This window comes from Variovorax sp. V93 (assembly GCF_041154485.1).
Taxonomy (GTDB): domain Bacteria; phylum Pseudomonadota; class Gammaproteobacteria; order Burkholderiales; family Burkholderiaceae_C; genus Variovorax; species Variovorax beijingensis_A.
Genome location: NZ_AP028669.1, coordinates 4,912,784 through 4,927,548 on the forward strand (window position 1 = coordinate 4,912,784; position 14,765 = coordinate 4,927,548).

General features: G+C 63.6%; 16 protein-coding genes. 5 read left to right on the forward strand and 11 right to left on the reverse strand.

The window, feature by feature from the left end; all coding sequences use genetic code 11:
- Window positions 1–33: 33 nt before the first annotated feature.
- From ACAM54_RS23280 to ACAM54_RS23310, 7 genes are all read right to left on the reverse strand, one after another.
- Window positions 34–549, reverse strand: coding sequence for a RidA family protein (locus ACAM54_RS23280; protein ID WP_369649077.1), 516 nt, complete (start codon window positions 547–549; stop codon window positions 34–36).
- A 391-nt stretch (window positions 550–940) separates the two neighbouring features.
- A complete protein-coding gene (locus ACAM54_RS23285; protein WP_309927641.1) occupies window positions 941–1,762 on the reverse strand; it encodes an alpha/beta hydrolase in 822 nt (273 codons plus the stop codon).
- A 34-nt stretch (window positions 1,763–1,796) separates the two neighbouring features.
- Window positions 1,797–3,371, reverse strand: a complete 1,575-nt coding sequence (locus tag ACAM54_RS23290) for an MFS transporter (protein ID WP_369649078.1) — start codon at window positions 3,369–3,371, stop codon at window positions 1,797–1,799.
- Window positions 3,364–3,768 (reverse strand): DoxX family protein, encoded by a 405-nt coding sequence (locus ACAM54_RS23295; RefSeq protein WP_369649079.1) that lies wholly within the window; start codon window positions 3,766–3,768, stop codon window positions 3,364–3,366. The genes ACAM54_RS23290 and ACAM54_RS23295 overlap by 8 nt, the downstream gene beginning before the upstream one ends.
- Before the next feature lie 17 nt (window positions 3,769–3,785).
- Window positions 3,786–5,675, reverse strand: coding sequence for an amidohydrolase (locus tag ACAM54_RS23300; RefSeq protein ID WP_309927635.1), 1,890 nt, complete (start codon window positions 5,673–5,675; stop codon window positions 3,786–3,788).
- Window positions 5,676–5,776: 101 nt separating this feature from the next.
- Window positions 5,777–6,061: a DUF1427 family protein gene (locus tag ACAM54_RS23305; protein ID WP_309927632.1), complete on the reverse strand. Its 285-nt coding sequence runs from the start codon at window positions 6,059–6,061 to the stop codon at window positions 5,777–5,779.
- 45 nt (window positions 6,062–6,106) lie between these two features.
- Window positions 6,107–6,760 carry a hydrolase gene (locus tag ACAM54_RS23310; RefSeq protein WP_369649080.1) on the reverse strand — a complete coding sequence of 218 codons (654 nt, stop codon included), beginning with the start codon at window positions 6,758–6,760 and terminating at the stop codon, window positions 6,107–6,109.
- Between the two features lie 171 nt (window positions 6,761–6,931).
- On the opposite strand from ACAM54_RS23310, the gene ACAM54_RS23315 reads away from it, so the two are divergent.
- From ACAM54_RS23315 to ACAM54_RS23325, 3 genes are all read left to right on the forward strand, one after another.
- Window positions 6,932–7,705 (forward strand): helix-turn-helix domain-containing protein, encoded by a 774-nt coding sequence (locus ACAM54_RS23315; RefSeq protein WP_369649081.1) that lies wholly within the window; start codon window positions 6,932–6,934, stop codon window positions 7,703–7,705.
- Window positions 7,706–7,828: 123 nt separating this feature from the next.
- On the forward strand, window positions 7,829–8,824 hold the full coding sequence (locus ACAM54_RS23320) for a Bug family tripartite tricarboxylate transporter substrate binding protein (protein ID WP_369649082.1): 996 nt from the start codon (window positions 7,829–7,831) through the stop codon (window positions 8,822–8,824).
- On the forward strand, window positions 8,817–9,743 hold the full coding sequence (locus tag ACAM54_RS23325; protein ID WP_369649083.1) for a PhzF family phenazine biosynthesis protein: 927 nt from the start codon (window positions 8,817–8,819) through the stop codon (window positions 9,741–9,743). Before ACAM54_RS23320 ends, ACAM54_RS23325 begins: the two co-directional genes overlap by 8 nt.
- 57 nt (window positions 9,744–9,800) lie before the next feature.
- Here ACAM54_RS23325 and ACAM54_RS23330 read toward each other — a convergent pair whose 3' ends face one another.
- Window positions 9,801–10,478, reverse strand: coding sequence for a hypothetical protein (locus tag ACAM54_RS23330; protein ID WP_369649084.1), 678 nt, complete (start codon window positions 10,476–10,478; stop codon window positions 9,801–9,803).
- Window positions 10,479–10,682: 204 nt separating this feature from the next.
- Here ACAM54_RS23330 and ACAM54_RS23335 point away from each other — a divergent pair, with 204 nt between their 5' ends.
- Entirely contained in the window at window positions 10,683–10,955 is a 273-nt protein-coding gene (locus tag ACAM54_RS23335) for a helix-turn-helix transcriptional regulator (protein WP_354375798.1), read from the forward strand.
- A gap of 337 nt (window positions 10,956–11,292) precedes the next feature.
- Window positions 11,293–12,282, forward strand: a complete 990-nt coding sequence (locus ACAM54_RS23340) for a hypothetical protein (protein WP_369649085.1) — start codon at window positions 11,293–11,295, stop codon at window positions 12,280–12,282.
- Window positions 12,283–12,289: 7 nt separating this feature from the next.
- Here the strand turns inward: ACAM54_RS23340 and ACAM54_RS23345 are convergent, their stop codons facing one another.
- From ACAM54_RS23345 to ACAM54_RS23355, 3 genes are read right to left on the reverse strand one after another with little or no spacing between them, the layout of a single operon-like run.
- Window positions 12,290–13,129: a haloacid dehalogenase-like hydrolase gene (locus tag ACAM54_RS23345; RefSeq protein WP_369649086.1), complete on the reverse strand. Its 840-nt coding sequence runs from the start codon at window positions 13,127–13,129 to the stop codon at window positions 12,290–12,292.
- Between the two features lie 43 nt (window positions 13,130–13,172).
- Window positions 13,173–13,853, reverse strand: a complete 681-nt coding sequence (locus ACAM54_RS23350) for a hypothetical protein (RefSeq protein WP_369649087.1) — start codon at window positions 13,851–13,853, stop codon at window positions 13,173–13,175.
- Window positions 13,854–13,888: 35 nt separating this feature from the next.
- Window positions 13,889–14,503, reverse strand: coding sequence for a DarT ssDNA thymidine ADP-ribosyltransferase family protein (locus ACAM54_RS23355; protein WP_369649088.1), 615 nt, complete (start codon window positions 14,501–14,503; stop codon window positions 13,889–13,891).
- Window positions 14,504–14,765 lie beyond the last annotated feature (262 nt).

Below are 14,765 nucleotides of genomic sequence, written 5' to 3' on the forward strand. Positions count from 1 at the left end.
CCAGGAATGAAAAAGAAGCGCCTGCGCGTGCGTTCAGGGTGCGCCGTTAGGCACGGCGCCGGTCGCCGGCGGCAGCACGGCGTCCAGTTCGATTTCGATGAAGGCGCCATCCGGCAGGCTTGCCACGCCGACCACAGTGCGCGCCGGCCGGGGCGCGTCCGGCCACGCGGTTTGCAGCAGTTCGGAAGCCGCGTCCAGCACAGCGCTGTGCTTGGCGAAATCCGGCGTGGAGCGCAGGAAGCCGCGCAGGCGGCAGGTGTCCAGGCGGGCCGGCAGCGCGCCGCCGCAAGCTGCAGCGACTGCAGCCAGCACGTTCAGCATCGCGATGCGCGCCGCGGCGCGGGCCGGCTCCAGCGAGGCCCCAGGCGTGCAGGTGCCGACCACGGCCACACCCTCGACGCGGCAGGTCTGGCCGCTGACCGCGAGCCGGATGCATCCATCCTGCAGTTGCCACAGATGAAAGGGCGCGTAGTGACCTCGCGGTTCAGGAGCGGATGGCAGGCGGTGGCCCGCCATCGACAGACGCTGTTCAGGCGTGCTCGCGCTCATGCCTTGCCACCCGGGATTCGCGGAGCGCACGAAGCTGTCCGGTCGATGTCGGTACCGGGGGCGGTGCGTGCCGCAGGGGCATCCGGCCGATGGCGGGCGCTTGAGAAAGGAAGGTGCGGCAGGGCCATGGCATCCATGCGTATGGGGTTGTCTTCATGCTAGGAGCGCGTCGCGTCCCAGACAAACCCAACCACGACACCACGGCAACCCTTTCGCGACAGGGCGTGCCGCGGGCGAACTTACCTCACGCTTCGAGCACCTGCCTGCCAGTGGCGGACAAGAGGTCCTGGGTCTCCGGGTGCTTGCGCATGCAAGCCTTGAACACCGGGCGGCTGTACGCAGGGTTGTCCGTTGCCGCAGACATGGTCTGTGGAGTGCTCACAAGGTTCTTTCAGCTGCGTGCGAAAGCGGCCAAGTCGGCGGTGAGCTGATCCTTGTGGGTGAATGCCGTTGCATGCGGCGCACCGGCATACACCTTCAAGGTCGCGCCCTTGATCAGTTCTGCCGCCAGGCGGCCCGTCGCTTCAAGCGGCACCACCTGGTCGTCGTCGCCATGGATCACCAGCGTGGGCACATCGATCTTTCCCATGTCGGGGCGGAAGTCGGTCTCCGAAAATGCGGTGACGCAGTCGATCGTTGCCTTCAAGGAGCCTTGCAGCGCCGCCTGAAGCGTCTGCGCCAAGACGCCCTTCGACACGTTGGATCCAGGGCGGTTCGTGCCATAGAACAGCGTGCTGAAGTCGTCCAGAAACTGGGCCCGGTCGTTTTGCAAGCCGGCTCGGATTCCATCGAAGACCGAACGGTCCGGCCCTGCCGGATGATCGGCCGTCTTCATGAACATTGGCGTGACGGCACTGACGAGCACCAGCTTGGCAACCCGGCTGGACCCGCTGCGCGCAATGTATCGGGTGACGTCGCCGCCGCCCATCGAGAAACCCACGAGCACGACCTCGCGAAGGTCGAGATGCTCGATCAGCTCCGCAATGTCGTCGGCGAAGGTGTCGTAGTCGTAACCAGTCCACGGTTGACTGGATCTGCCAAAGCCGCGACGGTCAAACGCAATGGTGCGAAAGCCCTGCGATGCCAGCGCGAGCATCTGGTATTCCCACATGTCCGCGCTGAGCGGCCAACCGTGGCTGAACAAGATCGCCGGACCCGAGCCCCAGTCCTTGTAGTAGAGCTCGGTGCCGTCGCGAAGAGAAAGAATGGTCATGAGATTTCCGTTTTGGTGTGTGTGAGAAGTTCGCTCAAAGCGCGAGAAAATGGTGGACCACCGGCCTTTCGAGGCCTTGGTGATAGCGCAGGGCTTCGCTTTGCAGATCGGCATCGGCATGCGACACCCGTTGGTGCTGGCGAAGATGCTCGGCCCACGACTCCACCAGGAACCACTCGACGATGTGTTCGTCGTCGCTGCTGTGTTCCTGCAGGCCCCAGGCGTACGCGCCGTCCTTGCGTCGCTCGGCGGACAACCGCTGCATGGCCGATACGAAAGCCGCGCGGTCCTTGCGACGAATGCGATAGGCGATCTGAATCATCACCGGCCCTCGGTCGTGCGTCACGGGCTGGGAAAGCAGCGGCTCTGGCCAATGATTGGACGGCTGCAGGTCTGCGTCGCCAACGGGCAAGCGGATGCGATGGAAGGCCACGGCTGCCAACGCCAGCCCGGCCGCGCCGGCAACGAGCGTGCTGGACAGTCCGATCGCCTGCGCGACGATGCCCCATGCCAGGCTGCCCGCTGCCATGGCCCCGTTGAAGACCATCAGGTAGACGGCCAGTCCGCGGCCGCGCACCCAGTTCGGAAGAACGGCCTGCGCCACGCCATTCAATGTGGTGAGCGCGGTGATCCAACCGATTCCCAGTGCCAGCATGAGCACTGCGGCCATCCACTGGGGCGGCGCAAACACCAGGGCGACGAGCACCAGAGCGGTGATGAGCGAGGCCATGAGGATCAGACCATCGGCACTGAGCCGCGCACGCAACTTCGGCAGCAAAAGTGCCCCCAGGATCGCGCCTGCCCCCACCGCCCCCATGAGAACGCCGTAGAACCCGGCGGTGCCTCCAAGCATCTGCCTGGCAACCAGCGGCAGCAGCGCCCACGCCGCACTCGCAAAGATGAAGAAGACGGCCGCGCGCAGCAGAACCAGGTGAAGTTCGCGGCTGGCCCGGGCATACCGCAGGCCGGCTCGGAACGCTCCAAAGAAGCTCTCCGACAGTTCACTGGCCTCGGTCTTTGGGCGCCGCCACCAGAAGAGCGCGACGATGACGAAGACGTAGCTCAGCGCATCCGCCCCGTAGGTCACTGCCGCGCCAAAGCTGGCCAGGATCAGCCCGCCCACGGCCGGGCCGACCGCTCGTGCGATGTTGATGCCCAGCGAATTGAGTGCCACCGCGTTGCGCAATTGTTCGCGCGGCACCAGCTCGGGCACGATCGATTGCCAGGTCGGCCCCATCAGCGCCGCGCCGATGCCGCCCACGAAGGTCAGCGCGATGAGGTATTCGACCGTCAACGTTCCGGAGGACGACAGCGCCATCAATGCGAGGCTCACGCCTGCAAGGATGAACTGGACGAAGATCAGGAAGCGTCGACGATCCAGGATGTCCGACAGCACACCCGCCGGGATTGCGAAGAGAAACACAGGCAGCGTCGCGGCGGTCTGGATCATCGCGACCGCAGCCGGACTTGCCGAGAGGTCGGTGATGAGCCAGCCGCTCGCCACATCGCGCATGAAGCTGCCGATGTTGCCCAGGACCGTGGCGCCCCAGAGCACCGCGAACACCGGAATGCGCAGCGGCGCAAAGCTGCCGCGTTGAGCTTCAGCCATGCTCTTTCTCCTTGCGCTGCGCGCGCTCGCGCAAGTCGCTCAGTGCAACCAGCACGAAGCCGCCCACGAGCCCGAGGTGCTCGAAGAATGCATTGGCAGGCATGGTGCGCTGCCCCGGCGGAAGCTCCCAGAAGCGCAGGGCCACCAAGTTGGCGCCGAGTGTGAAGACCGCAAGTGCAATCGCGCCCAGCCAGCGCAGGTAACCGCTGAGAATCAGCGCCGAGGCTGCGAGTTCAAGAACGATCACGCCAATGGCGAAAAGCGCGGCAGGTTCGAGCCCGAACGCCTTCATCTCGGCAAGCGCGCCTTGAAAGTCCCACAGCTTGGTCAGGCTGCCCTGCAAGTAGGCAGCGCACAGCAGCAGCAGCGCCAGCCAGCGAAGACGCACGTAGTACATGGAAGGACTCTTCGCCATCACACCGCCCAGCACCCACAGCCGAGCGCACCCCAGAAGCTCTTGAGGTCCGACACGGGCAGCTTGCTGCCCCAGGCGCTGGCATGCGCGTGGCCATGCACGCCGCAACTGCTGGCGCAGGCACACGACTGCGCGGCCTGGCGCAGCGTGACCTGCAGCGGCGCGCCTTCCTGCGCGCCCCAGGCGCCATAGCCGCCCCAGCGGCGCACCGGCGACCAGTCGGGCATGGCCGGTGGCGGCGCGCTGTCGTCCTGCGCGGCAAAGGGACCGGCGCCCCACACTACCTTGCCGCCCACCACCGTCAGCAGCGAGCTGGTGTCGGCAATGTCGGACTCGGGGCAACTGAAGAAATCCCGGTCGGGCACCACCAGGTCGGCCAGTTGGCCGGCCTGGATGCGGCCCTTCTTGCCCTCCTCGTTGGAGAACCAGGTGCCGTACTCGGTCCACAGCCGCAGGGCCGTGTCGCGGTCCAGGCAGTTGCGTTGCGGATAGATCTGCAGCCCGCCCACGGTCTTGCCGGTGATCAGCCAGGCCAGCGACACCCACGGGTTGTAGGAGGCCACGCGCGTGGCATCGGTGCCGGCGGAGACCTTCACGCCCTTTTCCAGCATGCGCTTGACCGGCGGCGTGGCCTGGGCCGCGCCGGCGCCGTAGCGCTCGACGAAATACTCGCCCTGGTAGGCCATGCGGTGCTGCACCGCGATGCCCCCGCCCAGCGCCGCGACGCGGTCGATGGACTCGTCCGAGATGGTCTCGGCATGGTCGAAGAACCAGTTCAGCCCGGCCAGCGGCGTGTCGCGGTTGACCTTCTCGAACACGTCCAGCGCGCGGGTGATGGTCTCGTCGTATGTGGCGTGCATGCGCCACGGCCAGCGGTTCTGCGCGAGGATGCGCACCACGTCTTCGAGCTCGCCTTCCATCTCGGGCGCCATGTCAGGCCGCGGCTGTCGGAAGTCCTCGAAGTCGGCGGCCGAGAACACCAGCATCTCGCCCGCGCCGTTGTGGCGGAAGTAGTCGTCGCCTTGCTTGTACTTGGAGCTGGCGGTCCATTTCAGGAAGTCCTGCTTTTCCTGCTGGGGCTTTTGCGTGAACAGGTTGTAGGCCAGTCGGATCGTGAGCTGCCTCGCGTCGGCCAACTGCTGGATGACCTGGTAGTCCTCGGGGTAGTTCTGGAAGCCGCCGCCCGCGTCGATGGCGCCCGTGACGCCCAGGCGGTTGAGCTCGCGCATGAAGTGGCGCGTGGAGTTGATCTGGTACTCCAGGGGCAGCCTGGGCCCCTTGGCAAGGGTCGAGTAGAGGATGGCAGCGTTGGGCTTGGCCAGCAGCAGCCCGGTGGGGTTGCCCGCTGCGTCGCGCACGATCTCGCCGCCGGGCGGCGCAGGCGTGTCGCGGCCATAGCCGACCGCGCGCAGCGCCGCGCCGTTGAGCAGCGCGCGGTCGTACAGGTGCAGGATGAACACGGGCGTGTCCGGTGCCACCGCGTTCAGCTCCTCGATGGTGGGCAGGCGCTTTTCGGCGAACTGGTGCTCGGTGAAGCCGCCCACCACCCGCACCCACTGCGGGGCCGGTGTGATGGCCACCTGCGCCTTGAGCATCGCCATCGCGTCGGCCAGGCTGCGCACGCCGTCCCAGCGCAGTTCCAGGTTGAAGTTCAGGCCGCCGCGGATGATGTGCAGGTGGCTGTCGATCAGGCCCGGCAGCACGCGCCGGCCGCCGAGGTTGATGCGACGGGTACCGGGTCCGGCAAGCGACAGGATTTCCTCGGCACTGCCGACCTGGACGAATCGCCCATCCTTGATGGCCACCGCCGCTGCTTCGGGGTTGGCCCGATCAAGCGTGGTGAAGCGACCATTGAACAGGATAAGGTCGGGAACGGTGGAATCGGTCATTTGTGGTGAAGCTGAGAATGCGCTTTGGGGAAGGCCTGCCGATGCAAGGGTGGCGCCAACGGCACCCAGGAATCGCCGGCGCTGCGGGTCCGATGTGGAGCTCATGCGCGCTCCTTCGATCCCGCTGTGTTGGCTTGGCTGTTCAGCTTGGCCGAACGCTGGGGCAGTGCGCCGAAGACGTGAGGCTTGACCTGCTGATGGAGCCAGGAGTTCTGGCTCGGGCGCTCAATGACGTGCTTGATGAGCGGCGGGATCTGCTCCCCCAGAAGAATGCCGAGCAGACCGACCAGGGCGACGATCGGCGGGGCAGGAGAGCGCACCTGGAAAAGCGCATAGATCACGCCGACCAGAAGGCCAAGCGCCAAGGAAACAACATAGACTTTCATGGACGGCGGGACCTCCAAGTGCGATTGCTTTGCGAACGAGGGCGATCAGCCTTCGTGCGCGCCAAACATGGTCTTGGCGTAGTCGATGCCCAGGCCGTAGGCGCCGCCTACCTTCTTGGCGATGCCGGTGGTCATTTCGTAGGTCTCGGTGCGGGCCCAGTCGCGCTGCAGTTCCAGCAGGTACTGAAGCGACGTCATGGGCGCAGCGCCCGCCTGCACCATGCGCTCCATTGCGCGGTTGTGCGCTTCGGCCGAGATGTCGCCGCACGCATCGGCGATCACGTAGACCTCGAAGCCCTGATCGATGGCCGAGAGCGCCGGCCCGACGATGCACACGCCCGTCCAGAGGCCGGACAGGACGATGCGCTTCTTGCCGATCTCGTTGATCTTGCGGATGACCGCCTCGTCTTCCCATGTGTTCATCGACGTGCGGTCCAGCATCGCCTGGCCCGGGAATGCGGCGCTGATCTCGCGAAACATCGGGCCGGAGAAGCTCTTCTCGGCCACGGTCGTGAGGATGGTGTCCACGCCGAAACCGGCGGCTGCCTGAGCCACCAGGGCAGCGTTGTTGCGCAGCGTGACTGCGTCGATCGAGTGGGTGGCGAATGCCATCTGGGACTGGAAGTCGATCATCACCAAGGTGTGGTCCTTGGCGTTGAGCAGCTTCTTGCCGGGGGTTGCGGTCGCTTTGATGGTCATGTGACTGTCCAGAGGGTTGAAGGCCCCCGATGGTCTTCATTCGCAAGTACGCCGTCTTGTCGATTCATCGCCTGCGTTGGACTTTTGGCTCCATGCGGTCGATGCCGAAGCTCGCTCGGCCCCAGTCCAAAATGCCGGAAAATCGCTTGTCCCGTGTCACAGAGGAATGTCATGGCCACTCCAATCCCGCTTTCGTCCAAGCTGGCCGCCACTGCCCAAACGGGCTTCTCCCTGAGGCAGAGCAGCCAGCCCAACTATCACTTCGATTGGCACACGCACGATTGCGCGATGCTGCTGTGGCCGCAGGTTGGTTCACTGGACAGCCGCTGGACTGCCGAGCCAGGCACCGAACATCAAGCCCTTCAGCTGGTCCGTCACACGGCGCTGCTTCTGCCCGTGTCCGCGGCGCACAGCACGCGCTCGCGCGCCAGCCGGCAGCGCCACGGCGAGCTGTACCTGCGGCCCGAGCTGCTTGGCAGGCGCAGCCGCTTCGGCGCGTTCCGCCTGGACGCAGCCACGGTGGCGATGCTGGACGCGCTGTCAGCGCCTACCCTGGCGCCCCAAAGCGCCGAGCCGCTGGTGCAGGCGCTGGTGGCCCAACTCGCCGCACGCCAGCCCTGCCAATCGCTGCAACCAGCACTGGCAGACCAAGCACAGCCACTGTCGCAGCGCATGCTCAAGTGCTATGCGCGCGCGCTGGACTTGGAAAGTCCCATGCCCACTGTGGAAGCGGTGGCGGGCGAACTGGGTGTCTCCGTGCGCCGCTTGCAGCGGGCATGCGCCGCCGAGCTAGGCAGCAGTCCGGTCGCCATACGCCGGTTGCTGTTGGCGACCCGGGCGCGCGAGTTGATCGCCCAAGGCATGGGGCCCTCCACCATCAGTCTGCAACTGGGCTTCACCCACAGCGGGCATCTCAACAGGCTGCTGCGCGGCGTGCCCGCCTGAACCCCGCGTCGCAAACCGCGTCCGCGGCGTCGCGAAGGGGTTCGCGGGCTGTCGCTTCCGGGTTCGCTTTCGCATGCGGCGGTTCCTAGCATGAAGCGAATCATCGTGCCATCTGGAACCACCGTGCCAACACCCTCCCTCATTCCCGCGCGTCGCCGTTTGCTGGCGGTCGCCGCTTCCACCCTCGCCGTTGCTGGCTGGGCGCCTTGCGCAGCCATGGCGCAGGCCTGGCCCAGCCGCCCGGTCACCATCGTCGTGCCCTTCCCCGCCGGCGGGGGAACCGACGTGGCCATTCGCAGCATCCAGCCGCTACTGCAGAAGGAACTGGGCCAGCCGGTCATCATCGACAACCGCGCAGGGGCCGGCGGAACCATTGGGTCGGCCTACGTCGCCAAGGCAGCGCCCGACGGCTATACCGCCGTGCTGGCCACCACGAGCACCCATGCGGTCAGCGTGAGCGTCTACCCCAACCTGCCTTACGCGCCCGAGCGCGACTTCGTCTACGCCGGGTTTGTCGCTACTTCGCCATATGTGCTTGCGGTTCATCCGTCCGTGCGTGCCAGAGACGTGAAGGGGCTGGTCGAGTTGCTGAAGAAAAATCCGCAGCACTACAGCTTCGCTTCGGTGGGCGCCGGGACCGTGTCGCACCTGCTGGGCGAGCAGTTCAAGGCCTACGCCGGCGTGCCGCTGGTGCATGTCCCGTATCGCGGCGCCGCCCCGGCCTACACGGACCTCATGGGTGGACAGGTGCAGCTGATGTTCGACAACCCGGCAGGCCTGGTGCCCTCGATCCGCGCCGGCAGGCTCATCGCCCTGGCCACGACCGCGCCCAATGCGCTGCTGGGCGAAGTGCCCACCTTCGCGCAGCAGGGAATCCCCAACTTCACGCAGTCGCTCTGGTATGGCCTGGCCTTTCCCAAGGGCACGCCGGCCCCCGTGGTGCAACGCATGAACCAGGCCTTGAACAAGGTACTGGCAGACCGCGCGGTTTCCGCCGACTTCGCCGCCAAGGGCCTCAATGCGCGCCCTGGCACCCCCGCCGAACTGCAGGCCGCGGTCAAGGCCGACATCCCCTACTGGAGCCGCATTGCAAAGGACGTGGGAGCCAAGATTGACTGATCGCGATCCGTCCCTGCCCCACCTCTCGCCACCGGCCACCGGAGAACTGCGCCTGGTGGACGTCTTCATCGGCGGCCCCGGCGGCGGCAACCCCGTCCCGCTGGTCGCCGATGCTTCGCAAATGTCCACGCAGGACATGCTGGGCATCGCCCGCGCCACGGGCCACGAATCGGCATTCGTGCTCGAGCCCTCGAATGCGAACGCCAACTGGCGGTTGCGCTTCTTCGTGCCCCAGCATGAAATGGAAATGTGCGGTCACGCCACCGTCGGCACCCTGTGGGCCATGCGGCAGTGGGGCCTGTGGACATCGCCGGTGGCGCGCATCGAAACGCTGAGCGGCCTGGTTGAGGCCGAGTGGGACGAGCGCGGCCAATGCGTGTGGGTGTCTCAGCCGGCGGTCCAGGCGACAGCGTTGCCGCCGGAGGACGCGGCCCGCGTTGCAGCGGTGCTCGGACTGAATGGCGACAGCATCCCGGCGATGGCCAATGCAAGCACCAGCCGAGTCAAGACCCTCGTTCCGATGCGCGACGTGGCTTCGTTGCATGCGCTGCGGCCCGACTTCCCAGCCATGGAGGCCCTGTGCCTGTCGATTGGCTCCACTGGGCTGTACCCCTATGCATTCGGCGACGCGAACGAAGCGGGCGAGCCGGTGCTGGTTGCGCGCCAGTTTCCGAGGGCGTCCGGCTATCCAGAGGATGCGGCGACGGGCATTGCCGCGGCGGCCCTTTGGGGCCACCTGGCGGCCAACGGCGATGTCCCCGTCGGCACGGCCATGGCGCCAATCACCTGCACCGTGCGACAGGGCGAGGCGATGGGACGACCATCCGCCATTGCCGTTCGCGCACGCTTCGCCGGAACAGCGGCACCAACCGGCTGCTGGCTCAGCGGCAAGGTGGCCTGGAGCCTGACGCCAACGTAACGCAGTGTTGCGGCACTTCTCCAGAGCAGTTCGATGCACAGCTGCGCCGCGGACCAGCTACTGCCCCGGCTTCCGACGACCATCCTGCGCACGAATCCGTTGGCCCCGGTCAACGCCCACCTGGTGGATGCTGACCAATTCGCAGCGCCGCCAGAAACCCACGCCTTCCAGCGCGGTGGAGATGTCGATCTTCGCCAGCCGGTAGAACCCCAGGACCACCCCTTGCGCGAATGCAGAGATCAGTGGCTCCGCGTGCCCCGCAACCCTGGAGCTACCGCGGATCAGCTTGCCGCCAAGCTCCATGAGCTTGAGCGCGTGGCTCGACCCGGTTGCGGTGCTTTCCTTCGGCACCCGCAGGCACCAGAGCCTGGAGCCGAGCGTCCACACCATGTGGCGCGGCACGTCGTCGAACAGAGCCCCTTCGATCACGATCTGCCGTGCGCGGATGTCGCCGAAGTCGCGATGGTCCTGGCCATAGAAGAACCTGGCGAACTCGTCGGCCTTTCTCTCCGTGGCGCGGTCGCTGCGCGCCATCTTCTCAGCGGCCCTGAGGCCCGAGACATGCGCGACGAGAAAGCCCAGCTCATCGGATGACATCCGGCGGCCGGACACCATGCGGCGGTCGTACCAGTCCGCCAGCTGGGCCAAGGTCTTGCACTCCATGAAAGCCCTGTCAAAGGGCGTATCAGGAACGAGGCAAGCGAGCCGCTTGGGCTTGCCTTCAATCCGCTCCATGGCAGCGTCCCTTCGCTCGGGCCGCGCTCGAGAAAACTTCCCGCACTTCATTTCGAATCCCCCTGCCGCTTATTGGTATCGCGTCGGTCATTCGCCGCCGCGCAGGAAAGATCGTAGCCTAAAAGGTACTTTTAGACCGCGGCATTAAGGACCGCCATCTCATGGACCGTGGAGTCTTGGACCTTCTAAGACGACCATCGAGAAATGGCCCGAGTACCACCCCCACCAGAAGAAAGACACCCCGCGCTGGTGGCTTTTGGCCAGGCCGTGCGAAACCGGCGGAAGGCGATGAATTTTTCGCAAGAGTCGTTCGCCGACGAGTGCGGGATCGACCGAAGCTACATGGGCGGCGTAGAACGCGGCGAACGCAACCTCGCCATGGTGAACATGATGAAAATCATCGACGCCCTGGGCGTGCAGCCCTCGGAGTTCTTCAAGGCGCTGGATAAGCCCACCAAGAAGAACAAGTCTGCGTAGCGATCGGTGGTTGGGTTGCTCCAACTGGCTGGTTGGGAGATCAATGCGGCGCGGAGATCATGGCCACGCATGCGCTTCGACGCACTCCTCCGTTGAATATCCGCGAAGGCTGCTGTGCAGCGCAAGGGGCCCGTTGCGTTAGAAGCGCATGTGCCGGGTATCAGCCATGTACTGGCCGCTCGGAGATCGACTTCTCCAGCGATGTCGCAAGGAAGCAATTAAGATTCCTCAACTTCTTCTTCGACTGCGTTGCCAACGTTGTACATCGAGGCAATGTTGATCAACGCTCACGAAGAAGCAGGCCAATAGATTTAAGCGATTAACTGCCAATCAGCGCATGAAGTTCAAGCCTCGAAATCTGAGAGTCCTGGCCGACTGCGTCATTGGTGACGCAAATTACTTTCCATACCGGACCAGCTCCCGCATCACCCAGTTCTTCGAAGAGTGCGATCTCGACTTCGCCCACGACGGGACGACTCGGTGGCATTGGACATCTGAGCGCCTTGCCGAACTTCTTGCCGAGCCGCAGTCCGCCCCGCATGTGTTGCCCGACCGCTTCATGAACCTTCTCCGCGTCTTGATGTACAAGGCTGACGCCGAGGATGACGACCCAGGCAGGGTCAAGGCGCTGTCGCTCATTAACCAGCCGTTGGGCCGCGAGGGTTTCGAGGGTTTCTACGGTGAGGACGACCTGCTGTACGTCCGGCACATCGGCACGAAGACGATCTCCGCGCTAGGAAACAACCCGCACCGCCCGTTTACGCCGGAGGAGTTGAAGCGCCGTGAGCAACTCAGCGCGTACCTCAACGTCTGTTCAGAAGACGACCTCATCAATGAAATGCTACTTCCGCTCTTCCGGCAGCTCAACTTCCGCCGCATTACGTCAGCCGGTCACAAAGACAAGGCTCTTGAGTACGGCAAGGACGTGTGGATGAGATTTGTGCTGCCGACCCAGCACGTGCTGTATTTTGGGCTGCAGGCGAAGAAGGGCAAGCTCGACGCCGCCGGCATGACCACCGGTTCGAATGCGAACATTGCAGAGATTCACAATCAGGCGCTAATGATGCTAGGGCACGAGATATTCGATCCTGAAACCAGCAGGAGGGTGCTCGTGGATCATGCGTTCATTGTGGCCGGCGGCGAAATCACCAAGGCCGCCCGCAACTGGCTGGGCGGTAAGCTTGATCAGTCGAAGCGGAGCCAAATTCTGTTCATGGACCGGGAGGACATCCTGAACCTACATATCGTGAATCAGCTGCCATTGCCGGCGGGCGCGATCACGAAACCGAAGAGCCCGTTCGACGACATCGACGACATTCCCTTTTGAAGCACGGTTACGATCTCATAAGGCTTCGCAGTGCACACCGCGCGGCGACTTCGTCGACCCGAGCCTTGATAATCTTGTCAAGAACCGAGCCATCGGTATAGTTCGCGGGCACGACAGAGTGGACTCGCCCGTCGTCCAGGTACTTCGCAGCCTTGGTTTTTCCGCCATGTTTGTTCGGCGCATAGACCGCGACGGACAGGCCGCCTTGTTCCTTCACCAGCCGAAAGCAGGGTATATCGGTCGCACCATCGCCGATAAAGACGATGTTCTCGAACGGCACCGTGCGGTCGGCTTTGGGTATGAACTTGTTGACCGCAGCGTTGTCGCTGATATCCGTGACTCCCTTGTTGATGCGGAATAGATACTGCGTTTTCGTCGTGTAGTTGATCGCCAACGCGGGCCATTGTGCAACGCCATTCGCGTCGAAGAGGTATTTGGACGCAAACACGGCCTCGAAGCGCTTGGCAATTGGCGTGCCGGCGAAGATCTCCGCATTGCCGGACGATATGAGATAGTGCTTGACGTCCACACCTCTCGACTTGGCGTAGGTGCTGATTCGCGTAAACCAGTCGGCCACTCCCTCGAACAGCTTAATTGACTTACCGCGGCTCTTGAAGTCGTCTCGCCGCACCGGCACGTTGTGCGCACTAGCTTTGCGCAACATGAGATTCATGTACACCAGCACTTCGTCAGCTTGGCATTGCTTGGCCGTCTCGTGCACCTCCCTCCAGAACGCCGCGGGCGTCATTCCGATGTCAGGCAGGAACTGGTGCTCCTGCATGTTGCCTGGCGCCAAGGTGCCGTCGAAATCATAAGCAATGGCCATAGTGGCCTTCTTCCGGTTCATGCTGCGTCTCCTGCGTCGCTCGTTGAATGTCACTCAACCGTGATCATTGAATCCCATCCAAGCGACTCTGCACCAACGTGTTTTCGTGAGCGTTACTGACTGCGCCCGTGCGAATTACGCCGAGGTAGGTGTCCTTGTCTTTTAAGACGTCACGAGTCAACAAGCCTCGGTTGTGAAGTGCCACATACAGAGCTGCCGCATAGGCTTGGCAGTTGATAGAGCGCTCGGGGTTGAAGGCAATGTCTGAGAACGCTCGGTATGTCAGAACTTGCTCAGCCAAGTCAGGGTGCCTGTGCAGTGCGTTGATGTACAGCCAGTCGTAGAAAGCAGTGCGTGGCTGCAGCTCCCAGTCTGCGCCGTAGATCGTGAACTTGACGAGCTTTCCACACTGAAACAAGCGAGGATCGCGCTTGGCATCAATGGAGCGCATATCACGAAGGTCTAAAAACGGACCTCCGCGCTCGAATACCTTGGCCGACTGGTACGCGCACTCAAGGCTGTACTCACGCCCTTTGGGTGTTTGGATCATCAGATTGAAGGCACTTAGAGCGACGCCAACCTCATCAGGTGACTTGCTCGATATCTCAAGCACCTTATCCACATGAATCTGCCGCTTGGCTCCCTCGTGCAGGGACGCGATGGACTTACGTGACTGACTCATCGCCATGCCTGGGAACCACTCGAAGTCTACGTGGTGCGTGCGTACGAGCAGCGTGCCGCTCATTGAAGGGGAGAAGATAGGGCGCCTAGCCATGGCAGTCACCAGTGTTGATAGTCCTTACGCCAGCGGTGGTAGGCGGCCATTGCCCTGATGTCGACGCCGGGGAACTTCATGAGTAGCTCTAATCTTACGGCCTCATTCAGAGTGATGATGCCCATGATGTAGTTCCGAGGAACACCGTTCAGCATCAGAACCTCTGCTTGGGGATTTGTCGGATACGCGTCCGGGATCGCGAGGTCCGCGCGCGCTTTAGTCGGCCAGTCCGCATACATCCCTTGCATCGCAGCCAGTCCCTTACGGTTGGCAAGAGGGATTGCTGTCACCATGTTGGAGGCAGCGTTAGTGACGCAGAACGCGCAATCAAGCATCCACAGCGCGGCAGGACGAATTACGAGAACGACCCACCTCTCGTCAGGGTGGTCCTTCTTGCATCCGTGGAACATCTTGTAGTTCGGAAACCCGATCGTCACGCACACCGCATTCGTCTGATCGAAGCGGTACTGATCGTTGAAGCTGGCGTATCCCTCCGCGACTAGCGTGTTTCGCGGCACCAAGCCGCGAGCCATGATCGAGTCTAGATTGCTGACGCGAGTGAAATGCATCAAAGAATTGATGCCACGTTCGGCCACGTACTCTTGTACTGTTGTTGCCATGGAGCCTCCTACGAGGCCAATGCTACTGGATGTTTCATCTCAGACGAGCCCCTCGACTTCCCTCGTGACCCACAACTAGCGTTCGGATGGGGAAGGATCCGGTTTGTCAGGGTGGTGAAGGTCCGCTTCGGGCGGGCTTCTGCCGCTCCTCTGCTCGGACCGAACGACCAAGTTCAGTCTGAAGCGGACCCATACGAAGGGCGCCCACGCAGCGATAGTGCCAATTCGCCTGAACGCATCAAGCGTCGGCAAACCTCGCCGT